This is a genomic window from Lutimaribacter marinistellae (assembly GCF_042648365.1).
Lineage (GTDB): Bacteria > Pseudomonadota > Alphaproteobacteria > Rhodobacterales > Rhodobacteraceae > Lutimaribacter_A > Lutimaribacter_A marinistellae.
This window is the reverse complement of record NZ_JBHRXI010000006.1, coordinates 187,095-209,767: the sequence shown is the minus strand read 5'-3', so window position 1 is coordinate 209,767 and position 22,673 is coordinate 187,095. Positions and strand designations below refer to the sequence as shown.

General features: G+C 59.1%; 18 protein-coding genes, 1 tRNA gene and 2 pseudogenes. 13 read left to right on the top strand and 8 right to left on the bottom strand.

The annotated features are described in order from the left end of the window. Positions 1–141: 141 nt before the first annotated feature. Together ACFORG_RS08340 and ACFORG_RS08335 are read left to right on the top strand one after the other, a co-directional pair. On the top strand, positions 142–840 hold the full coding sequence (locus ACFORG_RS08340; RefSeq protein ID WP_386734956.1) for a DNA-methyltransferase: 699 nt from the start codon (positions 142–144) through the stop codon (positions 838–840). Positions 841–1,209: 369 nt separating this feature from the next. Further along, on the top strand, positions 1,210–1,485 hold the full coding sequence (locus tag ACFORG_RS08335) for a hypothetical protein (RefSeq protein ID WP_386734955.1): 276 nt from the start codon (positions 1,210–1,212) through the stop codon (positions 1,483–1,485). Positions 1,486–1,844: 359 nt separating this feature from the next. On the opposite strand, the gene ACFORG_RS08330 is transcribed toward ACFORG_RS08335, so the two are convergent. The 5 genes from ACFORG_RS08330 to ACFORG_RS08310 all read right to left on the bottom strand — a co-directional run bounded on the left by ACFORG_RS08330 (position 1,845) and on the right by ACFORG_RS08310 (position 13,758). Then, complete coding sequence (locus ACFORG_RS08330) at positions 1,845–3,941, bottom strand: 3'-5' exonuclease (protein ID WP_386734954.1); 2,097 nt, start codon at positions 3,939–3,941, stop codon at positions 1,845–1,847. Then, positions 3,938–7,684, bottom strand: a complete 3,747-nt coding sequence (locus ACFORG_RS08325) for an AAA family ATPase (RefSeq protein ID WP_386734953.1) — start codon at positions 7,682–7,684, stop codon at positions 3,938–3,940. The genes ACFORG_RS08330 and ACFORG_RS08325 overlap by 4 nt, the downstream gene beginning before the upstream one ends. Positions 7,685–7,700: 16 nt before the next feature. Next, positions 7,701–9,068: a hypothetical protein gene (locus ACFORG_RS08320; protein WP_386734951.1), complete on the bottom strand. Its 1,368-nt coding sequence runs from the start codon at positions 9,066–9,068 to the stop codon at positions 7,701–7,703. Between the two features lie 9 nt (positions 9,069–9,077). Next, positions 9,078–12,188 carry an SNF2-related protein gene (locus tag ACFORG_RS08315; RefSeq protein WP_386734950.1) on the bottom strand — a complete coding sequence of 1,037 codons (3,111 nt, stop codon included), beginning with the start codon at positions 12,186–12,188 and terminating at the stop codon, positions 9,078–9,080. Positions 12,189–12,396: 208 nt separating this feature from the next. Further along, positions 12,397–13,758, bottom strand: coding sequence for a DUF6538 domain-containing protein (locus ACFORG_RS08310; RefSeq protein ID WP_386734949.1), 1,362 nt, complete (start codon positions 13,756–13,758; stop codon positions 12,397–12,399). A 286-nt stretch (positions 13,759–14,044) separates the two neighbouring features. On the opposite strand from ACFORG_RS08310, the gene ACFORG_RS08305 reads away from it, so the two are divergent. The 4 genes from ACFORG_RS08305 to ACFORG_RS08290 all read left to right on the top strand — a co-directional run bounded on the left by ACFORG_RS08305 (position 14,045) and on the right by ACFORG_RS08290 (position 15,635). After that, on the top strand, positions 14,045–14,380 hold the full coding sequence (locus ACFORG_RS08305) for an Arm DNA-binding domain-containing protein (protein WP_386734948.1): 336 nt from the start codon (positions 14,045–14,047) through the stop codon (positions 14,378–14,380). A 3-nt stretch (positions 14,381–14,383) separates the two neighbouring features. Further along, on the top strand, positions 14,384–14,983 hold the full coding sequence (locus tag ACFORG_RS08300; RefSeq protein ID WP_386734947.1) for a tyrosine-type recombinase/integrase: 600 nt from the start codon (positions 14,384–14,386) through the stop codon (positions 14,981–14,983). Next, entirely contained in the window at positions 14,976–15,257 is a 282-nt protein-coding gene (locus tag ACFORG_RS08295; protein WP_386734946.1) for a tyrosine-type recombinase/integrase, read from the top strand. The genes ACFORG_RS08300 and ACFORG_RS08295 overlap by 8 nt, the downstream gene beginning before the upstream one ends. Before the next feature lie 195 nt (positions 15,258–15,452). Then, positions 15,453–15,635, top strand: a complete 183-nt coding sequence (locus ACFORG_RS08290) for a helix-turn-helix transcriptional regulator (protein ID WP_386734945.1) — start codon at positions 15,453–15,455, stop codon at positions 15,633–15,635. Positions 15,636–15,704: 69 nt separating this feature from the next. On the opposite strand, the pseudogene istB reads toward ACFORG_RS08290, so the two are convergent. After that, positions 15,705–15,923, bottom strand: a pseudogene (gene istB, locus ACFORG_RS08285) (IS21-like element ISPkr1 family helper ATPase IstB); the annotation flags it as partial. 94 nt (positions 15,924–16,017) lie between these two features. Between istB and ACFORG_RS08280 the strand changes: the two are divergent. After that, positions 16,018–16,316 (top strand): annotated as a pseudogene (locus tag ACFORG_RS08280) (transposase); the annotation flags it as partial. Positions 16,317–16,675: 359 nt separating this feature from the next. On the opposite strand, the gene ACFORG_RS08275 reads toward ACFORG_RS08280, so the two are convergent. Further along, positions 16,676–16,751, bottom strand: a tRNA-Ala gene (locus ACFORG_RS08275). 140 nt (positions 16,752–16,891) lie between these two features. Continuing rightward, the gene (locus ACFORG_RS08270; RefSeq protein WP_386734944.1) at positions 16,892–17,218 is read right to left on the bottom strand and encodes a TIGR02300 family protein; all 327 of its coding nucleotides are present in this window, start codon (positions 17,216–17,218) and stop codon (positions 16,892–16,894) included. A gap of 102 nt (positions 17,219–17,320) precedes the next feature. On the opposite strand from ACFORG_RS08270, the gene ACFORG_RS08265 reads away from it, so the two are divergent. The 6 genes from ACFORG_RS08265 to ACFORG_RS08240 all read left to right on the top strand — a co-directional run bounded on the left by ACFORG_RS08265 (position 17,321) and on the right by ACFORG_RS08240 (position 22,592). After that, on the top strand, positions 17,321–18,013 hold the full coding sequence (locus tag ACFORG_RS08265) for a M48 family metallopeptidase (protein ID WP_386734943.1): 693 nt from the start codon (positions 17,321–17,323) through the stop codon (positions 18,011–18,013). Between the two features lie 31 nt (positions 18,014–18,044). Further along, positions 18,045–18,701: a GntR family transcriptional regulator gene (locus ACFORG_RS08260; protein WP_386734942.1), complete on the top strand. Its 657-nt coding sequence runs from the start codon at positions 18,045–18,047 to the stop codon at positions 18,699–18,701. Positions 18,702–18,770: 69 nt separating this feature from the next. Then, a complete protein-coding gene (locus ACFORG_RS08255; protein WP_386734941.1) occupies positions 18,771–19,784 on the top strand; it encodes an ABC transporter substrate-binding protein in 1,014 nt (337 codons plus the stop codon). Between the two features lie 45 nt (positions 19,785–19,829). Next, complete coding sequence (locus tag ACFORG_RS08250) at positions 19,830–20,597, top strand: ABC transporter ATP-binding protein (RefSeq protein WP_386734940.1); 768 nt, start codon at positions 19,830–19,832, stop codon at positions 20,595–20,597. Then, positions 20,590–21,384 carry an ABC transporter permease gene (locus ACFORG_RS08245; RefSeq protein ID WP_386734939.1) on the top strand — a complete coding sequence of 265 codons (795 nt, stop codon included), beginning with the start codon at positions 20,590–20,592 and terminating at the stop codon, positions 21,382–21,384. The genes ACFORG_RS08250 and ACFORG_RS08245 overlap by 8 nt, the downstream gene beginning before the upstream one ends. 62 nt (positions 21,385–21,446) lie before the next feature. Next, a complete protein-coding gene (locus ACFORG_RS08240) occupies positions 21,447–22,592 on the top strand; it encodes a lytic murein transglycosylase (protein WP_386734938.1) in 1,146 nt (381 codons plus the stop codon). Positions 22,593–22,673: the final 81 nt, after the last annotated feature.

Below are 22,673 nucleotides of genomic sequence, written 5' to 3'. Positions count from 1 at the left end.
GCCATCTGCGCATCCGTCAGCCAGAAGAGATCAGACATGGTCACCGCTCGTTTTTCGAACCGTGAATCACGCTACCAAGCGGAAATCAATGGGTCCTGACCCTACGGGTTTGGCTACCTCGGCGCCGGTTGGGACTGCACCGTGCCCGCCGCCGCTCTGTGGAGCGAGGTCCTGCGAGTTCTCAAACCGGGGGCCTACCTGGTAGCGGCGGCTGCCGCCAAGAACTGTCACCAGACGGCAGCGGCGCTGGAAGCGGCTGGATTCGAAATCCGCGATATCCTCATCTGGGCGTACAAGATGTCATTCCCCGGCTCGCAGAAGCTCGAGGGAAAATGGCGATCGGGTCTGAAGACGAACCATGACCCCTGGATTGTTGCGCGCAAGCCTCTGGAAAAGGGCCTGACGCTTCGCCAGAACTGGGAGAAATGGGGTACGGGCGGCGTCCTGTGTGGCGAGGCCGGGCAAGGCACGCCATGGCAGTCCAACATCATCCATTGTGAAAAGCCGAAGAAGTGCGATCGCAACCTCGGTCTTCACATGCTGAGCCCGAAGCTGACGGGCGGGAAGAAGGCGACCGGCCATTTCGGACAGGCGGTTCAGGCCAACGACCACCCGACCGTGAAACCTCTCGCATTGATGCGAAGCCTGTGCCGCACCTTCTGCCCGCCGGGTGGCGTCATTCTGGACCCATTCATGGGTTCGGGCACCACAGGCATGGCGGCTGTTGCCGACGGCTACCAGTTCATTGGCTGCGAGCTTGAACATGAGCACTTCGTGAAAGCCTGCCTGCGCATCGACCACGCCCATTTGCATGCAAAGACAATACCGGCCGCTGCGTAATGCGCAGCAGCCATTCAGTGCAAGAAACGAAAGGTATTTGATTATGCCCAATGGGATTTATGACTTGAGCCTATTTGCGCAGATGAAGCTGCAGGAAGCTCAGGAGGCTGGCCTGGGAGTGTTTCTGGTCGACCTCTGTGCATGCCAGGAGCACCACAGAGTTTGCTGGGTGTGGGAGCAGCCGGATATTCAGACGTACCACACCTTTGAGCTCTTTGTTGAAGGAGGACGGATGAAACTCCAAACGCGCCTCTGTGCCAACAAAGACAAAGACGCCAGTGGTGAGTTGGTTGATGCTAGTGCCCGCCTAGCGCGCGATACTCTGGTATCTGTGTTTGGCCCCTCTACCACAGAGGATGTTGCTGCATAATGCTTGCCCGTCTCCAGAACGCTCAAGACTATGTCGCCCGCTGTATTGCGGCGGGCGACGAAAGTCTTTTGCCGCTGTTCGAGCGGTTGGAGCAGGAGATTCTGGTGGCAGAAAAGAAGAAAAATGCGCTTGAACGAGCCCGATACATGGCGGCAAAATATCGTGCTGAAAACGTTGTGGCGTTTTCGAATAAGACGCCTGCATCTAATGGAACTGCTTTCGGGGCTCGGCTCAGAACCGACGCTCGGCGCGCTCACGTCCTTGAACGCATTTGAGGTAGTCACGCGGCAAGCTCCGACAGGCAACGGAAGCTAGCTCGAACCCGACGTTGTGCCTCATAGATGCGGTCTTCGATGAGGGGCGCTTAGCGGAGTTCGGATTGAATGGCGGCGAGGTGCTTTTGGCGAGATAAGACAGCCTCGCGCTTGGACGAGGTCGAGTAGCGCATGCGGGATATTTCTAGAATTCTTAATCGCGGGTCGTTCCGCTCTTCTCGATGCATACAAAGTAATTCGTGGCTACACGTACTCTGAGCGACAAAGTCAGATGGTCGTAGCTTCTACGTACAGTGCGGATGTCCACATGGCCTATGGGTTTGGTGCTAGATGGTTCTAGCGGGTGATGCCAAGAATCTTCAGGTCTTCACTGTCCAGAGACCAGTCTTGAACGGGCTAAGGAGCTTGCTTCTCTGCCTTCTGGGTTGGACGACCATTAGGGCACGCATGGCCCGTGTCATCGCAACGTAAAGTGTCCGACGCTGCAAATCCTCAAGTTCGGCCAGCTCGGCGCTGCTGGCACCGGTCGGAACAAACGGAAAGGTTGGCGGCCAGAGTCCGGCAATGACCACCACTGGGAACTCCAGTCCTTTGGCTGACTGGAACGGGAGGATCTTCACGCTATCACTCGAAATGTCGAGGTCACGGCCCGTGCTGAACTCGGCAGGTAGTCCGGTCGAACGGAGGCGCTCGGCGATCGCTTGGCCCTGACGTCGAGCGGGAACCAAGATGGCACAGGATGATTGCGACAGCCTTAGGACGCTCGACGCTCCCGAGACGAATTGCGACACGACCCGCGCTTCTGACTCCTCGTCGTCTACGATGTAGTGAACGGGCATCGGACCGTCGTGGGCGTAGCGCTCATCGATTGTTCGCAAATCGGAGGTTCCCAGATAGCTCTTCGCCGCGGCATCGATCTGTTCGGTCGAGCGATAGTTGCCAGGTAGATCGGAGATCTTGGCCTCGATGCCCAGGGTTCGAAGGACTTCGGTCCACGCGAATGTGGAGCGGTAAATCGACTGCCCACCGTCGGCGGTCAAGAACAGACTGCTTCGGTCTACGGAGATGTTTGAGAGAAGGACGATCATGGCCGGCTCGAGATCCTGGACTTCGTCCACGATGACGGCGTCGAACGAGAGGGGCACACGTCCGCTTTCGACTAATCGTGCCGCTTCAACGCGCAGCTCGCTCCAAGTCTGGAGACTTTGGGTCGACAGGGCGTCTGAGAATTCTCGCGCGATACTCCAGACGAGCTCTCGCTCCACGGTCGACAACGGCTCTCTGCGTCCATGTCGAGGGTGATCGAGGTAGCTCTCCAGATCTCGAAGGCCCTGTGCAAGGACCACCGAGCAAACTTCGTCGAGCAAATAGCTCTCCGAAAATCTCGTTAGGGCGTCGCGGTTCCGTTGCTTTTCGAGTGCGTTCGAGCCTACGGCCGCGCGTGTCATCGCATGGCGAAGCGTGTCCCGCATCTGTGTCTCATTCGCAGGAGCAAAGCGGAGACCTGCCGCTTCGATGATCTCTTTCACGAGACTGTCCGCCGTCTTTACGACCACAGCCTCAGAGTGTCCGGGCAGTAGCGTGCGCAGAAGGGAAGTCGACACGTTGGTCAATGCATTCGTGTAGGTCGTGAAGAGTACACGGGCGTCTTTCTTTCCGGCCTCCGCTGCGCGCCTGACGATCTCCGCAGCCCGATAAAGGGCGACGGTACTCTTTCCGCTTCCCGGACCGCCCTTGACCAAAGTCGGCTTCGTTCCGTCAATGTTGAAGTCGACCAAGGCTTGCTGCCCTGGGCTCAGCTTCAACAGGAAGCCAGGAAGATCACCGGCTTTGAACCGGAAGAGGTCCTCGACGCTTTCGGCGACGAATTCTGGCTGATCGAGGACTTCCCTGAGGGGCTTTTCGAAGATGGCCTCGTGGATTCGCAGCAGAAGCTCGTCGTTTACGCCAGGACAATCGAGGAGCTCTTCCTCGGTCTGTACGTCCAATAGGCGTTCTTGAAGCTCTTTGGGGACGAACAGTCGGTCGAGCAACTTGTCCGTCAAAGGCGAGGGAAGACGACGTTGGCCGGCTCTGCTTTGTTCGAGAGCGAAGGCCTCCCAATATCCGGCACTCGATCTACTGTCTACACCAGACATTTCCAGGTCGGTATCGCCGGGCCCGCCGAAGTTCACTGCTGCGATTTCTTCGTCGTAGGTATCCTCACTGCGACGACGCAGTGCCAACAAGCTGATGTACGGCTCGTCGATTGCGTAGAATATCCTGTAGTCGCCGCTTCTCAGTCTGTAGACGTTTCCGCCCTTCCAGTTCTTAAGCTGCTTCTTGACCTTGGCATCCGGAAGTGGGTCCTCCACGAGTTGACTGAGTTTCTTCTGAATCTGAGCATTCTCCTTCGGCGGCAATGCCAGGAGCTCAGATTGAAAGTTCTTCCGAAGGCTCAGGGTCCATTCCGTCATCGACCGAAGACCTCCTCGAGTCGGCGCTTGATCTCGGCGGCGTCGATCGATCCGTCGCGGCCGTCCTCGGTGACGACGAGCCTCGCGCGCCCTCCACCTTCCGGCGTCACGTCATTTGCGGCATACCATGCGAGCTTAAGCTGCCAAGCGCGCTCATAGGCAGGATCCGCAAGCATCCCCAAATGCTCGACTAGGACCGTCTCCCCGGTGTCATCGTCCTCGATCGTGAAGTCTGGGAACCTCGCGGTACCGTCAATGCCTTCGAAGCGCCTCTCGTATGCGTAGTCGAGGCCGAGGCTCGTCAATATGTCCGCCACGATCACCTCGCTCTTGGACCGTACGAACTCGTTCGTAGACGTGCGATGGACAAGTTTCGCCTCCATGAGCCGTGACTTCTCTCCTCTCGTGATTGCGACGGGCTTGGGGGCTTCGAACAAATTTGTGAGGCGCCGAGCGATTTCCGAATGCTCGGCAGAGGAGTAGGTCTTCAAAGCTTCAACTTCACCCTGATGGAAAACCGTGAGCGCCGTGCGATGTCGGGTGAGAGCGGTGTAGAGCAATTCCCGGCTCATGAGCGCACTCTTGGCCGGCAATACGAGGAAGACGCGGGAGAACTCGCTCCCTTGAGACTTGTGGACGGTGATGGCGTAGGCGAGCTGTAGCGGCGACGTTCCTTCGTCGCCGTCCAACGTCCCCCGCCAGAACGTGTACTTGAACCCCGGTTGTGTCGAGAACTCGACCTCGAGATGCTTCGGCACACCCCTGAAGTTCTTTCCTTTGAATGTCCCGACGACGCTTCCGATCTCGCCATTGGCGACGTATTCGATGGAGCCATCGGGATAGACTTGGTTCCTTCGCTTTCGTTCGTTTCGAATGTTGATCACCTTGTCACCGTAGATGATCCGTTGCGGGCCTGCTGGTCGTGGCACCTTCTGGTGCCAACGTTCCGCGCTCAGTGCACGCTCTATGGCCTCTCCCCGATACGTCCGGTGAATGTGATCGTTAAGGGCTTCGACACCCCAGTCACGCCCCCAGACCGGCGACAAGATTTGCCATAGCTCGGCCGACTTCCCCGCACCGTCCTCTCCCTTGCGACTCGGATGGAAGTAGATGCTTCCGTTGTACTCCGAGCCACCGATGGACTTTTCGAACCAAACCGGGTCTTCAGGATCAGAGCCAAAGGTCTCCTGAAGCTTGGATGTCAGTCGGTCCTGAAGTTCGGCTGATGTGTCCCATCGGACGAAATCGACACCCGCGCCCGTCGACTCGGACTTCAATTCGTCCCAGACGATATCGCTTTCGGGGTCGTCACGGCGATCGGTAAACCAACTTGCGAGAAGCGTGTCCAAGCGCCGCTCACCTGCGTCTTGACGTTGTTGAACGCGAAGCTCGGCGTAGCCTTTCGCGATCGATCGAAGGTACTCTGCGATGTCCACGAATGGCCGCCCAGCTCCGATTGGAGGAAGCTGTCTCGTATCGCCGACCAGCACGAAACGCTTCACGCCCTTCAGCGCGTCGATCGTCGCCGAGAGCTGTTCTTCCGTCAGCATCGACGACTCGTCGATGATCACCGTGGCATGGTCGGCCGACTGGCGATCGGTTCCCATGAGAGAATACGATCCGGTTTCGGTGGAGTAGCGTCCAAACTTCAATAAGAACTGAGCTATCGTCTGAGCGCCTGTCTCTCCGGTTACCTGTTCGAGGCGCACGCGCGCCTTCCCCGTCGGCGCGAGGAGGAGAACTCCCCCGCTTCTCACTTCAGGTAGAGCGCACAATGCCTTCAAGAGAGTCGTCTTTCCGGAGCCTGCGGGGCCGATCAAGACAGAGACGCGTGAAGCGTGAAGCTCTTCGAGTGCTCGCGCTTTTTCCTTTCGTCCAGCCTCGTCTCGCGTGTCGTTTGGTTTGGCGGTCGACTCGATCGCCTGGTCGACGCGTGCCCGCCAGTTGTGCTGACCTTCGTGGCGGGCGCCTGCTGCGCGTCTTTCGACGAACCGGCGAATGACGTCGCCGACGCGCGCCAGACGTGCGAGCTGGAAGTTTTGTTCGCCGTCCGCGCCTTCCGACTTCGTCAATTCTCCTTCGAGAAAGCTCTCAGTGAAGTCGAAAAGGTCCGTGGTGAGGGCGCATTTGGGGTCGACCGGTGCGGCGCGGACCCTGGAGATGAGTTCTCCTTTCGGAAGCAGCGTCGAGCCCTCTTCGCGCGCGCATCTCTCGAGCACGTCAATCGCCACTGCGCGAACTCTGCGAGGGTCGTCTGGCTCTTCAATGGGTGAACTGCCTGGTAGTGGAAAGCGCGAAAGAACGTTTTCCCTTGCAAACACGCCACGATCGATACGTGCTAATGGAATTGCGTCCGGAGCGCGTCTATCGACTTCGAACAGGAGGTAGGGGTTCTCCACGATCTCGGCGTCTGACGCCTCGATGCCTGACCCCTTTCGCTCCGTAGGTTCGAAGAAACGTGTCGCTTGCCTCGTCGTTAGTGGAAACCGGCTCAAAAGCGTCAAGAGGGTGCGCCGTTCTTCGGGGAGAGCCTTGTAGAGGGCGAGCTTTCTGACGCCCAGATACTGACGGGCGGCGCTTGGTAGGAGGGTCGGGTTCTCCAGCGCGGCACCTACGAGATCCCAGGGGTTCTCGCGCCACTCCCCATCGTCGGTGCGAAGCGCCCGTTCGATCTCGAGGGCCACCAACGTGCCGTGGTGGACGCCAAAGGCCTCCAGAGCCGAACCGAGACCTGGGAAGGGACCACGCATACGCCAAAGGCGATTGAGTTCCGTGTTGACCCAATCGATTGCGCTCGCGACATCGAATTCGGCCTCGGACGGGAGCTGCTCAAGGGCGCGAAGGATCGACATTAGTGAGGAGATCGCTTCATCGTCAGTGACGTGTTCGGTGCCATAGCTGAATGCGTCGAAACTCTCCTCAGGGGCAAAAGCTATCCGCGTTGCCAGATCGAAATCCTCGTCTCTATCGGCGATTTCGAGGAGCTTGTGATAAGGTAACAGAAAGCCATCTCTTCCATCGGGGCGTATGGAGTGTCGAACGTTTCGTTCCCAGATCACGGAAGAGGGAAGGCTGTCGCTCTCGTGTCTGTACTCATGGTGTGATCCCACATGTTTGATGCGACCGACGCCAACGATAATCCGACGAGGGTCGTCGCTCAGCGGTGTTGCCTTCGCGTAGAAAAAGCAGAGCGACGTCTCTGGCCTGAGGGCGCTGAAGAAGGTATCCAATAAGGCGAGTTGGTTGTCGCGAGCTTGGACCCAGGCGGTGTTGCCGTACTTCAAAGAGGGTTCTCGGTTCACGTCGAACGTGACACCGAAGCGGTCCGCGAGGCCATCCTCATCTTCGGAACCTTCAACTTTCTCCCGAAGCATCCATGCATAGGGTATACATGCTGCGGAATAAGCGGGATGCTCGAACGTTGTTGGCAGGAACCCTGAATATGCTTCTTCGAAGTCCACGTAGGGATGGTTGAATCGCCTCGTGTACGCGCGTTCCGACATGAAGGCACCGTGTTCGTCGGCACAGGGCGGGAGCTGATGGGCTTCGAGCTCAGACCAAGCTTTGCCCGCGACGCTCTGCTCGAATTCGTCGCGCCGTCCTTCTGAGATCCGTCGCAGGGCCATGCAAGCATGGTTGCCGATCGGATTGTTGCACACGTGCCCCGTCCAGGCATTGTCCATCCATGGGACGCGGATCGAGACGTGGCGATGCGGGAGCGCTTTGACGGATGCTGTACTCAATGGGGGGCCTTTCGATTCAATCGTAAATATCCTTGTGATCGGCGTAGTCCGGCAGTCCGAAGGTCCGTTTGGGGGTCGGTGGTCTCGAGATCTCAAATTGACTCGGCAGGCCGATGTCTGGCCCCTCGCCGAACGGAACCGACAGGCCGTATGCGATCAGGAAGCGATGATACTCGTTTGGGTCAACACTTTGCATCTGGAGGTCGGGTGGAGCTGGCACTTCGACGAGGTCAAAAGGGGGGATTCCATAGCTTCTCAGAGTGTTGCGCTCGTAGGCACTTGAAAGGGACCTCTGATAGAAGGGCGATCTGTTTCCGCCCCCTCCAACGAACATACGCAAAGGGGTCAACTTGTCGTCGTTCCAATGTCGTCTCAACGTGCGATGTACCAAACCCGCTTGGAATTGGACTTTTCGCCAATCGCGACCGTCCGTGCGTTGTCCTTCATAGACGACCCGTCCGACAAGCTTCGATATCTCTTTGGAATAGGTGGCAAAGGCTGCGTCGACCTCCTCGGAGGCTTCATTGAGAAGGACGCGCTTTACCGACTCCGGATCATGCTCGTTTCCATCGTCTTCCCTGAGACGGCGACAAACGTCCTCAGAGATCCAGTCTGCTCCCAAGGACTCCACGTGCCCCGAATAGAAATTGATCCGGACTTCTCCGGCTGGACGAAGAAGGTTGAAGACGACGCCGTCCACGGTCCCTCCGCCGATGTCGAAGTAGACGTAGACCCCGGGCTTCGCATTTCGGCGCGCTGCAAACGACAAGACGGCGGCGGCAATCTCGGGATAGGTCTGGCAGTAGCTTTTCTGCGGGTGTTCACGCGCCGCAGTACGCGCGTAGCCTTCCAAGACATCTCGGATTTGGCCTGTCGGCGCGCCGCGTTCGGCCCATTCCCAAGCCACCGCAATGACTTCCTGAAACTTTGGGGCAACGTCCGAGTCGACGTATTCCACGGGAAGCCCCACATTGGCTGACCAGACCACCTCGCGGTCACCGATGTGCTCACTCCAAGCCGATCTCACCCATTGCTTGGCTCGCGCCATGACCGTCGCCAAGAAGAAGGCGGAGAGAGGTTCTGCGAGCTCTTCGGAGTGCTCGCCGAGCAACTCAGGACGGACGTTGAGGCCCAACTGTCCACGATCGGCGAGCGCCATCTTGAGATAGGCGACGAAGTTTTCTGGGTTCGAAGGTGACCCTGCATCAGGGACGGACAAGTGACCATTGTCATCCACCGAGACGACAGAGGGTACTAGAGCTCCATCCAACCCGTCGTCGAAATAGTCAACGATGGTCGCGCCAACACCTTCGGAACGCGCACAGACCTTCGTGAAGCGTGTGCCGAAATCGATACCGAGATTTATATAGATTTCTCCTGGCAACTGCTTTCCTCAGCTTTCGACGAGAACGAAACCACCGGCGACGTCGGAATAGCCGATGTCAACGTTGCTTCTTCGTTGGATTCGGTCGAGTTTCGTCTCAAGGATCTCTTCTTGTTTTCTGATCTGATCTCGCGCCAATCGGGCGCCTCGTTCCTTTCCTTGAGCCTCCATGCGCGCGGCTCGTTCGCGAAGCTCACCGATCTTTCGCTCAGCGAGCCGTCGTGCGCTCGTGCGCTGCTGAGCGCACCGCCGTTCGTTCTCCAAATCGAACTCCGTGGCCCGTTCTCCGAAATCCTCGGTCAGCAGCCGTGAGGTCATTCGATATGCTGAAAGCGCTTGATCCAACGCCGTGTCGTCGAGGCGACCGAACGGCAATTTGCGACCCAGTCTTGAGGCAGCCACGACGAGCCGCTCCGCATCCAGGGTATCGAGAGATCGCTCGTCGGTGACGCGCGTCGCCCGATGCGTGACAACCACTTCGGTACGTATTCCTCGCAGCTCCCATTTCTGGCTCGCAAAAGCATAGAGACCCGGCGCGCAGTCGACGTTCTGCTGGGCGACTACGAGGGCAAGTGGCGGGACGAAGTCGATGCTCTTGCTCGACATCTCAGCCTCAATCCAGCGCAGCAGTGGATGCATGGGATCGATGAGCTCACTGCCACGCGGAAGAGCTCCCGATCGCCTCGGGTCGAAGAAACAGAGGACCGGACGTGTCGACGTCTCCAGGGTCGACCGACGCCCACCCTTCATACGCTCGGCGTAGGCCGCCAGAGCGAGCCGTGCATCCGACGAGAGGCCCACGTTCAAGGCGTTCGGGGCATCGCTCTTCGGTTCGAGGCTGGTTCCAGGGTAGTACCGCTTGAAGAAGTCGTCGACGAAGGCAACGGTTTCCTCAGGCGACAACCATCGGCCCATGTTGCGGGCTTCCTTGATGGTGTCCATCAAGTAGTCTGAGAACCCTATCAAATTGACTGCTTTTGCTTCGAGGTTCTCTTGTTCCAGGCGACTGTTCTCGATGGCCATGATCGAAACATCGGCGATGCGCTCTCGTTCCTCGTCCGTCAGTTTGGGGTCGAAGATCCGTTCGAGCAGGGCGTCGCTCATGTCTCCGAGGATGCCTTCGAGATCGCCGATCGTCTGCTGGAACAAGGCGATCCGTTCGTAGAGGCGCATCAGGATGCGGTCCTCCACCGTGTTCACGACGGCGAAACTGACAATCGAGATGCGCTCAGCTTTCTGGCCAAGTCGGTCGATACGCCCGATGCGCTGTTCGACCCGCATTGGATTCCACGGAAGATCGTAGTTCACGACGACCCGGCAGAACTGCAAATCAATACCCTCACTTCCGACCTCGGAGGACAACAATATCGACGGTCCTTCCGGATCGGCGAAGTTCGCGAGCGTCTCGCTCCGTTCGGACTTCGATCGCGAACCGCCCCCCATTATGAGCGCGGTCTCGAAACCATCGGCCTGGAGCCGACGCTCGAGATACTTCAGCGTCCCTCGAAAGAAGGCGAAAACGATGACCTTTTCATAGGGATCATTGATGATCAGAGATCTCAAAAACTCTCTGAGTTTGAGATACTTGCTGTCGGTCTCTTCGAGAAGATGCGCCAAATCGAGATCGATGGCCGGCAGTTCCACTTCTACTTCTGTCAGGCCCTCGACCTCACGCCCGACGTCCTCCCATGCGAGATCCGCGAGAATGCCTTTGTCGTGCCAGGAATGAAGGGCGGCCGGCAGAGAGCTGGCCATCTGACGCTGGCGCGCGATCAGGGCGAAGACGGAGACGCCCTGTAATCCTTGAGACTGTTCCCTCAGGTTCTCCGTGATCCTCTGGTACGTGCGGCGCTCGTCCTCGTTGAACTCGACGGTCAAAACCTGAGGCGTGCGCTCCACCCGTTTTTCGATAACTTCGCGCTTTCTGCTGCGCGTCATATACGGAGCGATGAGTGACCGCGCCTCTAGCTTGCGGCCCATTTCCACGCGGCGGACCGGCGTCAGATCGTTGGTCGCGTTGAGCTCATCGACGAGAGCGGGAAGGGCAGGGTCGGACGCGAAGTATTCGTTCGTTGCTGCGTGGCGCAGAGCGTCAGCGGCTCGCTTCGGGTCGGGTGGTATTGTCCAGACGGCGCGTTGGGCTTCCACGATGGGAGCGTTTGCTTCGAGCATGGCGTCGAATTGACGGATGTCCTCGAAGACGTCCTGATCCAGGAGGCGCATGAGATTGTATAGGTTTTCTGACCCGATCTGGATCGGTGTCGCTGTGAGCAGCGCTAGGTGCCGAGACGCATCTCCGAGGAGAAGTCCGAGACGGTAGATTAGGGTATTGGCGTTGCGCATATAGTGCGCTTCATCGACCACCACGAGGTCGAGGAGCGGTTCGTCGCCTTCAGATGAAACCTCATGGAGCAGGCGTGCTATGTCGGCTCGCGGTCCGGTGACGTGGTCTTCGAGATAGTCTCTGGGTGGACGAGCGGCATCGAAACTTGCGATCAAGGTGAAGCTCGTTCGATCGGGTGCGGCACGGGCCTTCAGTAGTCGCTCACACAGAGCCTTAGCGTCGACGATCTCGGCCTCGAGCGAGAACAGCCGGTCCATGTCGGCGCGCCATTTTTCACGCAGCATTGATGGGCACACAACGAGAAGTCGCTTCGCGCGCTCGCGCGCTTCGACCTCGCGCCACAGATAGATTGCTTCAATGGTTTTGCCGAGCCCGACTTCGTCGGCGATCAGAATGCGTCCCGTAGGTGACTCCACGAATTTCATCACCGGCTTGAATTGGTGCGGGAAGAAATCGGTGCGGCTCGACTCCATAGAGTAGAAAACGTCGGTCAACTGGCCGCGAATCTTCTCGACGGCCAACGAGCGTCGGAGAGCGTCTGGGCCCGCCCATTTCCGCCCTGCGAGTAGCTCTTCAAGCTCTTCGGGATCGTCGGAAACGATCTCCAGTTCTTCGATCCGCTTGTAGGGTCTTTCATTCGGGCCGAACTCAATTTGCGCCAAGACAAAGGGACCCGCGTTGCGGATCTTGCCGGTAGTGATTGCCATGCGCGTGGGGTCGGATTTTAGGCGAACCCGCAGTCCCTGCTCGGCGAATTTCTGTTCAACATCAATCAAATGAACACCACTCTGTTGCTCCGGCAGCTAGCATCGCACTTGACCACATCCCGCCCAGTACAGCAATGTTATTGAAGTGACTTTGCGATCGGATGGCAAGCATATGAGTTTTGCAAATGATTGCTTTGGCATTTTGGAAAAAGAATAAAGACACCTATTAAAACGAGACTTGGTGCGGTCATTCAGCAACTGCCGACTGGTCAGCTTATTACAATTGATTGCGATCTAAATAGTGAATGTTTTCATTCTTAGGCTGCAGTTCAATTAATTGGTGGAATTGTAGCCTACGCTCGAGAGACATTTGATCCCCATAATGCTCGCGCCCTCTAATTCGCCTAACGCTATGTCCCATTAGCTCTCCTCTGTCATCACTATGAACCCCAGCGTTCTTTAGGCGCGTTTCAAATGAATGCCGTAGGCCGCCTATTGTTACCCCTTCGGGAAGCAGTGCCAACTGTTTCAATCTCAAGTTTGCCGAGCCTGAGAAAGTGCCCTTGCCGCGATATCGCGGAAAGCCTGAAGGATGCCTTTTCATTGCCTGCAGCGCCACTCCCACGAGTGGCACGGGACGGCTGGTGACTTTATTCTTCACTTCTCGAGCATTGTCGCCTGTCTCATGTCGTACCCAAATATGGGGTATGACGTGGTCCAAGAAAATTGAGTCCGGCGGTATGTCGGTTACCTCATTCTGGCGGCAACCGGTCTCCACAAGAACCAGTATGATGTCCGCAAGGTCTTGGTTCAGTGCGCCAAGTGCGCCGGGTGCGACTATGCGATTAATGTACTCGATGGGGACTTCTTTCTTGCGCCCTTCAGTGTCGTTGCGATCGAGGCCTGCGCCAAGACCTCTGAAGGGGGAACGAGGAATCTCGGTCTCATCTACTCCGATTGAAAGGTGGTACTTCTTCCAAAGCAGGTTGAGGTTTTGGATGTCCTTCTTCGCGGATCCGCCCTTTAAATTTCCTTCTAGGACCTGCTTTTTGAGACTGCCGACGAAACTGAGTGCTTCTTGCCTCTGCAACTCTTCGAGCACAGGGTCATAGCCCAAAAAAGAAACCAATTTCGATGCTGGCCGCGTCCACCTCGCACCCCATGTATCTCTTTGCTTGGGGGTCTTATACTTGACCTCTTCTTCGAACCGTTCGGCCATACTTTCCGCAACCGCGGTCAGCGTGAGGCGTGGCCGTTCTACGGCGCCAAGCAAGGCTTGGGATGCTAATGATCCAGGTTCATCCCCGGAAGCGATCAGCTTCGTTACTCTGCCCAGCACGTCTTCAATCGGCCCGCCTGCAAGCTCCCCTGCCGTTTTGTATGCATACCCGCGGTTGCTCGATAGCTTTGCAATGGCTTCAAACCGAGATTCTCTGTCGCTCGGCCCCTGAACAGCAAGCCGTGCGTCCAGCTCGTCCAATATCTGTGCTTCGACTATCGCGCGTCGGGCTTCAGCCTGTTTTCGATCGCCGGTCTTCAAGCTGCGGTGTAGCTCCTTTCGGTGCTCCACCGAACTGTAGCGAACCGGTACACGCATCCTTAGATGCCAAGTTCCATTGCGCTTGATAAGGCCTGCCATAATCGCTTTAAGTTGCTACACAATTTGCTACACAACAAGTGTTTTGCCAATAAAAAATGTTTATTAAAAACAATGACTAAGAAATTAATCACGTAGTGTTCCGATTCCGCCCCCGGACACCACAATCACTTACAGTTGTGGTTTGAAGCCTCTTCTAATAGCCTGAATTTTGTCGAAAATGTTGGACCTATCGTCCGACGTTGTCCGAAGCGACACCGCTCAATCTACCCCGAATGGGGGTATGTGTAGGGGTACCGCCGAAGTCTTGAAATAAGGGTACCCCCAGATGCCTGTGTTGAGCGATGCCAAGTTCCGTGCGCTGAAACCAAAAGAAAGGCCCTATAAACAAGCGGACTTCGATGGGTTGTTTGTGCTGGTCAATCCCGGCGGGCCGAAACTTTGGCGGTTCAAATATCGCTGGGCGGGGAAGGAGAAATTGGTCTCCTTTGGGAAGTGCCCGGATTTGAGCCTCAAACAAGCTCGGGATAAGCGAGACAAGGCGCGCAAGATGCTTACCGAGGGTCGGGATCCTTCCTTCGAGCGCAAGAAAGAGCAGGCCACAATGGAAGCGGAGCAGCGGGCAACATTCAGCAAGCTTGCCGATGCCCTTTTGGAGAAATAGCACTTGGAAGGCAAAGCCGCCTCGACCTTGGCGAAAACAGAATGGCTCCACGCCCTCCCATGTGCGGATCTGGGCAGCTATCCTATCAGCCAGATTAGCGCGCGGGACGTTCTCGTACCTCTGAAAAAGATGGAAGCAAAGGGGCGCAACGAAACCGCGCTACGTATGCGGTCAGCCGCTGGCCAGATATTTCGATATGCTATTTCGCAGGGCTTAATCGAAAACGATCCGACTTTTGGCCTCAAGGATGCGTTGACACGAGCCCCTGTAACCCATCGGTCTGCCCTCATTCACCCCGAGCGGGTGGGTGGCCTAATGCGCGCTATCGAGGGCTTTGACGGACAACCGACTACCCGAATTGCGCCTCAGCTTTTGGCAATGACCGCCTTACGGCCAGGCGAACTGCGCATGGCAGAGTGGGAGGAGATCGATCTGGATAAGGCAACTTGCACGGTCCCGGGACACCGCGCTAAAATGCGACGCGCTCATACGGTGCCTTTGTGCTCTCAGGCGCTGGGCAAGTTAAGCGAGCTTCAGGAGCTGACGGGCTGGGGGCGGTTGTTGTTTCCCTCCATCCGAATCTTCGAAGCGATGCATGAGTGAGAATACGTTAAACGCAGCGCTGCGTCGTATGGGGTATAGCGGCGAGGACATGACCGCTCACGGGTTCCGTGCGACATTTTCCACCTTGGCGAACGAATCTGGCCTATGGAGTGCAGATGCAATCGAACGTGCACTTGCTCACGTGGAAAGGAATGAGATTCGGAAAGCCTATGCGCGGAGCACTCATTGGGATGAAAGGGTCCGAATTGCTTCGTGGTGGGGCGAGTATTTACAGAAACTTGCTGACGGCAGCGCACGTCATACGACACCCTAGGACTCAAGATGTTCTATTTTGGTCCAAAGATCACGAAAGTGGCTTGTAGGACGTAAATTGCACAGTTAGTGTCCTGCCATCATAACGATGACGATGTGTCGTTTCCTGTTCCGCAAGGAACGCCCCGCCCGGCGGGAGGCGACACGCATCAGGTCTGAGCATCTCCTCCTGTTTTTCATGAACGAAACCAAGTAAATGGTTATGACAAATCCTGATCGAATATTGAGATGTAAAGACGTGATGGCCCTGACAGGACTTTCGCGCAGCACCCTCTATGCCATGATGAGCGAGGGGACATTTCCGGCTTCGATCAAGCTCAGCAAACGTGCAGTCGGCTGGCGCGCAACGGTTGTCCAGGCGTGGATTGACGCACGATGAGAGGCTAGCTGGCCCGATGCGATGTAGCCCCCATACAGCGCAGCTGTATCGAGCCAGCGTGGGTGCCGGTCATTCTCGGGTCTTGAAGCGCCAACTTTCGTTGCCGGTTGCAACGATGTCGCAGTGATGGGTCAGGCGGTCTAGCAGCGCAGTAGTCATTTTCGCGTCGCCAAAGACCGAAGGCCATTCCCCGAAGTCGAGATTGGTCGTCACTATGATCGAGGTTCGCTCGTAGAGGCGGCTGATGAGATGGGATAGCAGCTGGCCGCCGGTCTGCGCGAAGGGGAGATTCACTTCGCGCCGCGTGAATTTTAACGGAGTGTCCCATCATTCCAGCTCGCACGTCATTCGCGTAGCCTGCCTCTTCCATGCAGGCCTCAAAGGTATTCCGATCATTCCGATCCGCAAGAACGGGCGGCTATGGAAAGATGACTGCCCGCCGGCACGCGCCCGAAACGAAACCCGCGTGCGACGCGATACTACGGCAGGGCCTTCTGGAAACGCTGGACGGAATACCACGCCCGCAGCCGCATCGAGGCAAGGATGCGCTGCCTGAAAGCCTTCGGCGAGCGCATCATGGCAAGAGACGCCGACCGCCAGACCGCAGAAATCCATATCAGCGTCGCCCTTATGAACCGCTTCAACACCCTCGGCACCGCCGAGATTGGCCGCATCCCATGACGTCAGTGGGGTATGGGGCCATCACGTCTCAAGTGCGAGTTGCGCAACAACACCCTCAAAATGCTTCTGAGAGCGCCGTACAGACGCTATCCTGCGTTCAGCTGCGCGGGCGCGTGGCCCGATTTATCTGTAAGGCCTGCCAGCGGCCTCCTCTGGCTGTCTCTACGCCTACCCGATTGAGGCGCTCGGGTATCTCGTGCAAAGACTTGCCTGCAGCCCGATCAGAATTTGGTATTGGCCAGCGGAAGAAAAAGATGCCGTGTCTTGACCGGTTGGGATAAGCAGGAGGCTTCATCCTGTGTCACACCTGTGTGTCACACCATTCCGATGTTAAGCTATTTTGTTTAACTTGAATGATTTGGTGGAGCCTAGGGGAGTCGAACCCCTGACCTCTTGCATGCCATGCAAGCGCTCTCCCAACTGAGCTAAGGCCCCGGACCGCTAAAACGGCTGTCGTCGCTGCGGTGGCGGACAATTATGAAACGGCGGCGGCGAGTGCAAGGGCAAAAAGCGGAGGCTTGCGATTTTTTCCGCGGCCGGTTCGGAGGCGGGCGCCGGGGCGCCCGCGGCGGGTATCAGGAATCGTCGTCCTCGGACGAGACATCGGTGATCTCGTCGAGCGAGACGTTGTCTTCGTCATCGTCATCGTCCAGAACATCATCGCCCAGATCGACATCCACGTCATCGTCATCATCCAGGACGATGTCGTCGCTCTCGGTCGATTCCCGCGATTTTGCGGTCGCCGCGTCCTCGTTATCGGCGGCGATCATACGGCTCTTGCCGTTCTCGAATTCCACGATCTCTCCCGTGTAGGGGCTGACGATCGGGTCCTTGTTCAGGTCGTAGAACCGCTTGCCTGTGGTCGGGCAAACGCGCTTTACGCCCCATTCTTCCTTGGGCATAAGAAATCCCCTTGATATCTGCTGAGTCGTGTCGACGATTCCGGTCACCTGCCACAAGCGCAGGGTGCTGTCAAAACTTTTGGCCCGGGGTGTAACCCGCATATGGGAACGCGTTATCTCAACGGCAACCCGCTGGTTGCGATCACACTGCGCCGGACCGCCCGCGCGCGGCGTATCTCCTTGCGGATTTCTCAGGTCGATGGACGGGTTACGCTGACGTTGCCGCCCTACGTGGCCGAGCGCGACGCGCTGAAGTTCGCGCGCGAGAAAGAGGAGTGGATCCGCCACCACCTTGGCGCGCGGCCGCCTGTCGCGGCGGTCGGGCCGGGCGGTTCCGTCCCGGTCGAAGGGGTAGAACGCCGAATCGTGGCCACATCGGGGCGGCGGATCACGCTGGGCCAAGACGAGATCGCCGTCCCCGTGGCAGGTGCGGCGCGGCGGCTGGAACGGTTCCTGCGGGAACTGGCGCGCGACAGGCTGGTTGCGGCTTGCGACCTTTATTCCGTGCGGCTGGGCTTATCCTACGCGCGGATCACGCTCCGCGATACGCGCTCGCGCTGGGGGTCGTGCTCGTCCGAGGGCGCGCTGATGTTCTCATGGCGGCTGATCCTCGCGCCGCCCGATGTCTTGGCCTATGTCGCGGCGCATGAGGTCGCGCATCTGGCCGAGATGAACCATTCGCCGCGCTTCTGGGCGCAGGTTGAGCGTATTCACGGACCCTATGGTGCGCAGCGGGCCTGGTTGCGGGCCGAAGGCAGTGCGCTGCACCGCTATCGTTTCGACGTGGCGGATTGACCGTGCGGCGATTTGTGATCACATAGGTTTCATGCTGACCACGCGCCCCGGCGATGCCGCCCCTGCAACTCCTGCGACCCACGACCGGGTCTATCGCACGCTCCGCACCCGGATCATGCACGGAGAGATCGCGCCGGGAGCGGCGCTGACCCTGAGGGGCATTGGCAAGGATTTCGACGTGTCGATGACCCCTGCGCGCGAAGCCGTGCGCAGACTGGTGGCCGAGGGCGCGTTGTTCCTGTCCTCCTCGGGTCGTGTCTCGACCCCGGAGCTGAGCAATGACCGGATCGAGGAACTGGCGGCCCTGCGTGCGCTGCTCGAGGTCGAACTGGCCAGTCGCGCCCTGCCGCGGGCGCATATCGCGCTGATCGACCGGTTGCAGGTCATCAACATGACCGTCGCCGAGATGGTGACCAAGCGGGACGCTGTGGGATACATTCGTGCGAACCTCGAATTCCACCGGACGCTTTACTTGCGGGCGCAGGCCCCGGCGATGCTGGCCATGGCCGAAACGGTCTGGTTGCAGCTCGGGCCAACGATGCGCGCGCTTTATGGCCGGTTGCGCCGAACCGATCCGCCGCATCACCACAAGCTGATAATCGCGGCGCTCAAGGCGGGCGACGAGCCGGGCCTGCGCCTTGCCGTACGCTCGGACGTCACACAGGGGCTGCGGTTGCTGGTGAGTTGAGCCAATCGCGGATTGCATGTGCCGTCGCGGCTGGCCTAACCTGCCCCCGACAACAGGGGAGGAACCTAGATGACCGGTTTCACACGGCGCGGCGCGCTCGGATTGATGGGAGGCGCGGCAAGCTTGCCGATGCTGGGAACGCCCGCGCTGGCCAATACGAAATTGACCGTGGGCGCATTGCGCTTCACCAGCCATGCGGCGTCCTTCGTCGCGTTCGAGCGCGGCTATTTCACCGATGAGGGGCTTGATGTTGAGTTCCGGTTCTTCGAGGCGGCGCAGCCGATGGCGGTCGCCATTGCCAGCGGAGATGCCGATTATGCCGTGACTGCCATAACGGGTGGCTTGATCAGCCTTGCGGAAAAGGGCGCGACCAAGGTGATTGGCGGCGCGCTCAGCGAGGAAAAGGGTATCGACGGGCAGATGATCCTGGCATCGAATGCCGCTTACGAGGCCGGCCTGACAAGCCCTGCGCAGCTTGACGGCAAGACATTCGCCGTGACGCAACCGGGTTCATCCTTCCACTACATGGGCTCGAAAATCGCCGGTGCCGAGGGGGCCTCGGTCTCGTTCAAACCCTTGCAGAAGGTGGGGGCGATCATCGGCGCGATGAAGTCGGGCCAGGTCGATGCATGGTCCATCGTACCCCATATCGCCAAGGCGCTTGCAGGGGCCGGGGCGGTGCAGACCATCGGCCAAGTGGCCGATTACATCCCCGATTATCAGGTTACCACCGTCTTTACCTCGGCCGAGAATGCCGCAAACGAACGCGCCAAGTCCGAAGCTTTCTTGCGGGCCTTCTCGCGCGGGGCGGCCGATTTCAATGCGGCGCTGGTGGACAAGACCGCCGGTGACGAGGCGGCCGAGGACATGGTCAAGCTTATTCACAAATACGTCTATACCGACCGCGAATACGAAAAGGCGGCACCCTCGATCCGCAACGGTGCGATGCGCATCAACGCGAATGCCGCGCTGAACATGGGATCGGTCGAGGACCAGCTGGGATGGTTCAAGTCCGAGGGGCTGATCAAGGACGAGATCACGACCGAAACGCTTGTCGACAGCTCGTATGTCGATACCATGTAAGCCGACCGGGCGGGCCGTGCGCCCGTCCGGGACCACCCATTCTTCATGGAACTGAGAACCGAGGCGCTGACCCATCACTATGGCGACATGGTGGTGCTGGAAGATATCTCGCTTGCCATTCCGGCGGGCGAAATCCTGTGCGTGATCGGGCCTTCGGGCTGTGGCAAGTCCACGCTCTTGCGCATACTGGGCGGGTTGGAGCGGCCCGGGCAGGGCAGGGTGCTTCAATTTGGGGAGCCGCCCGCGGACTGCCTGAACCCGCTGACCTTCGTGTTCCAGGATTTCGCCCTGCTGCCGTGGCGCAGCGTTGCCGGGAACGTGTCGCTGGCGCTCGAGGATCACGAGCTCTCGCAGGCGCAGCGCGACGATATCATAGGAGATGTGCTGGCCCGCACGAAACTGTCGGACTTTCACAATGCGCTGCCCCGGCAATTGTCAGGCGGCATGCGCCAGCGTGTTGCCATCGCGCGTGCCTTGGCCGTGAATCCTGCCGTGATGCTGCTTGACGAGCCGCTTTCGGCGCTCGACGCGCAAACGCGCGAGTTGCTGATGGAGGATCTGGTCACCCTGTGGGCGCGGCAACCTTTCACCGCCGTTTACGTGACCCACAACCTTGCCGAAGCGGTAAGGCTCGGACATCGCATCGCGGTTCTGTCCCGCCGCCCCGGTCGGGTGCGCGAGGTGATCGAGATTCCGGTGCCGCTGGCCAAGCGCCAGACAGGTGATCCCCAGCTTGACCGTCTTCAGGCGCAACTTTGGCAGATGATGCGCGAAGAAGCGCAGGCCGCCGATCAGGAGCTTATGAATGTCTGACGGCGCCCGTCCGGTTCCCTTTCGCGGCGGCGGCTTTTCCCCGGTGGCCAAGCGCGGCACCGGCATAGTCGTGTTCGTTCTGCTCCTCTCGTTCATCGAATGGGGCACGCGGGCGGGCTGGATTTCCAACCTGACCCTGCCCCGACCCTCGGATGTTGCTCTCACCCTGTGGGACCTTGCCGAATCCGGTATGCTCTGGACCCATCTTGCGCCTTCGGTCTCACGCCTTGTCGTGGGCAGCCTGATGGGCATCAGCGCGGGCGTTGCCATTGGCGTGATGATCGGGCTCTTTTCTTATGTGCGGGCGGGGCTGGTGCCGCTGGTCGCCGCGATCTTTCCGATTCCCAAGATCGCCCTGCTGCCGCTATTCGTGATCTGGTTCGGTATCGACGAAGGGTCGAAATACGCGCTCATCGCGCTGGGGACCTTCACTCCTACGGTGGTCGCCACCTTTGGCGCCGTGGACAACGTCGACCGCGGGTTGGTACGGATGGGGCAGAGCTTTGGCCTCTCCTGGGCCTCGATCGTGCGCAAGATCGTGCTGCCCGGGGCCTTGCCCGGTATCCTGTCGGGGCTGCGTGTCAGCCTTGCCATAGGGATCATCCTGCTCGTCGCGGCCGAGATGCTGGGGGCCGAGCATGGCATTGGCGCCTACATCCTCCAAGCCGGCAGCCTGTACGATCTTGAGCGGCTTTTCGCCGGGGTGGTGATCCTGTCGACATTGGGCGTTCTGGTCAGCTGGGGAATCGGTCAGGCTGAAAAGCGCCTGCTGGCGTGGCGCGGCTGAACGTGCAGGAACCGGCAGATGAGGCGTGAAGACCACAAAAGACCAGAGCAGGACACCGAGACATGATCGACCGACGCGCATTTTCCTTCGGGCTTGGGGCCCTTGGCCTGACCGCCTGTTCCGCCGGCGGCACCTTGCAAAACACACCCGCCGCCGCCCCGCAGTACCGTACGGTGCCCAATGACGGCTGGAACCGCTGGGTCGCAGCGTTCAAACCTCGCGCCGCCGCGCAGGGGATCAGCCAGGCCACGCTCGACCGGGCGTTTCGCAATGCGGGCTACATCCCGCTGGTGATTGAGCGCGACCGAAACCAGACAGAGTTCAAGCGCAGCCTCGAGGATTACCTTGCCATCGCGGCGTCGGACGAACGCATCGCGACCGGTCGCCAGATGCTGCAACGCCACTCCGCCACGCTGGGTCGGATTGAGGCCCGCTATGGCGTGCCGAAAGAGGTCGTCACCGCGATCTGGGGGCTGGAAAGCCGTTATGGTGCGCGGCGCGGCGACATCCCGGTCGTGTCGGCCACTTCCACGCTTGCCTATGATGGACGGCGCGGTGCCTTCTTCGAAAAGCAACTTATCGCGGCACTCAAGATCCTGCAAAACGGTGACACGACCCCGGACCGGATGCTGGGAAGCTGGGCTGGCGCCATGGGCCACACGCAGTTCATTCCCACCTCCTACGAGCTTTACGCCGTGGACTTCACCGGCGACGGGCGGCGCGACATCTGGGCCGAGGATCCCACCGACGCGCTCGCCTCGGCAGCCGCCTACCTCGCCAATGCGGGCTGGCGGACCGGTCAGCCTTGGGGCGGCGAAGTGGGCTCTGCCGCCGCACGTTCGGGCACGCCGCTGCGCGTGCTCCAGCCGCAAAAGCCCGGCCCCCAGATCGCTGTCTTCCGCAATTTCGATGTCATCAAGCGCTACAACAACTCCGACAATTACGCGATCGGTGTGGGCCATCTTTCCGACCGGATCGCGGGTGGCGCTCCGTTCCAGGCGTCTTTCGGGCCGGACGAGACCGGCCTCACGCTCGCCGACCGCAAGGAGCTCCAGGAAAGACTGACCCGCGCGGGATACGACACTGGTGGCGCTGACGGCGTGATCGGTTCAAAGAGCAAGGCCGCGATCGAGGGGTATCAGCGCGCCAACGGGCTTGCGGTCACCGGAGAGCCGTCGCGCGCCCTGCTCGAACGTCTGCGCGGCTGAAGCGCGGCGCCCGCCTCTTCCTCTTGCCCTAAATATCCCGGAGCGCGAGGCAGCGCCTCGCACAAGACCGGAAAAGCGCGA

Excerpts from the sequence above, each read along its gene's own strand:
- ACFORG_RS08255 (WP_386734941.1), top strand. The coding sequence starts at position 18,771 with ATGACCGGTTTCACACGGCGCGGCGCGCTCGGATTGATGGGAGGCGCG.
- ACFORG_RS08310 (WP_386734949.1), bottom strand. The coding sequence starts at position 13,758 with ATGGCAGGCCTTATCAAGCGCAATGGAACTTGGCATCTAAGGATGCGT.
- ACFORG_RS08295 (WP_386734946.1), top strand. The coding sequence starts at position 14,976 with ATGAGTGAGAATACGTTAAACGCAGCGCTGCGTCGTATGGGGTATAGC.
- ACFORG_RS08270 (WP_386734944.1), bottom strand. The coding sequence starts at position 17,218 with ATGCCCAAGGAAGAATGGGGCGTAAAGCGCGTTTGCCCGACCACAGGC.
- ACFORG_RS08265 (WP_386734943.1), top strand. The coding sequence starts at position 17,321 with ATGGGAACGCGTTATCTCAACGGCAACCCGCTGGTTGCGATCACACTG.
- ACFORG_RS08240 (WP_386734938.1), top strand. The coding sequence starts at position 21,447 with ATGATCGACCGACGCGCATTTTCCTTCGGGCTTGGGGCCCTTGGCCTG.
- ACFORG_RS08335 (WP_386734955.1), top strand. The coding sequence starts at position 1,210 with ATGCTTGCCCGTCTCCAGAACGCTCAAGACTATGTCGCCCGCTGTATT.
- ACFORG_RS08305 (WP_386734948.1), top strand. The coding sequence starts at position 14,045 with ATGCCTGTGTTGAGCGATGCCAAGTTCCGTGCGCTGAAACCAAAAGAA.
- ACFORG_RS08245 (WP_386734939.1), top strand. The coding sequence starts at position 20,590 with ATGTCTGACGGCGCCCGTCCGGTTCCCTTTCGCGGCGGCGGCTTTTCC.
- ACFORG_RS08250 (WP_386734940.1), top strand. The coding sequence starts at position 19,830 with ATGGAACTGAGAACCGAGGCGCTGACCCATCACTATGGCGACATGGTG.
- ACFORG_RS08290 (WP_386734945.1), top strand. The coding sequence starts at position 15,453 with ATGGTTATGACAAATCCTGATCGAATATTGAGATGTAAAGACGTGATG.
- ACFORG_RS08260 (WP_386734942.1), top strand. The coding sequence starts at position 18,045 with ATGCTGACCACGCGCCCCGGCGATGCCGCCCCTGCAACTCCTGCGACC.
- ACFORG_RS08330 (WP_386734954.1), bottom strand. The coding sequence starts at position 3,941 with ATGACGGAATGGACCCTGAGCCTTCGGAAGAACTTTCAATCTGAGCTC.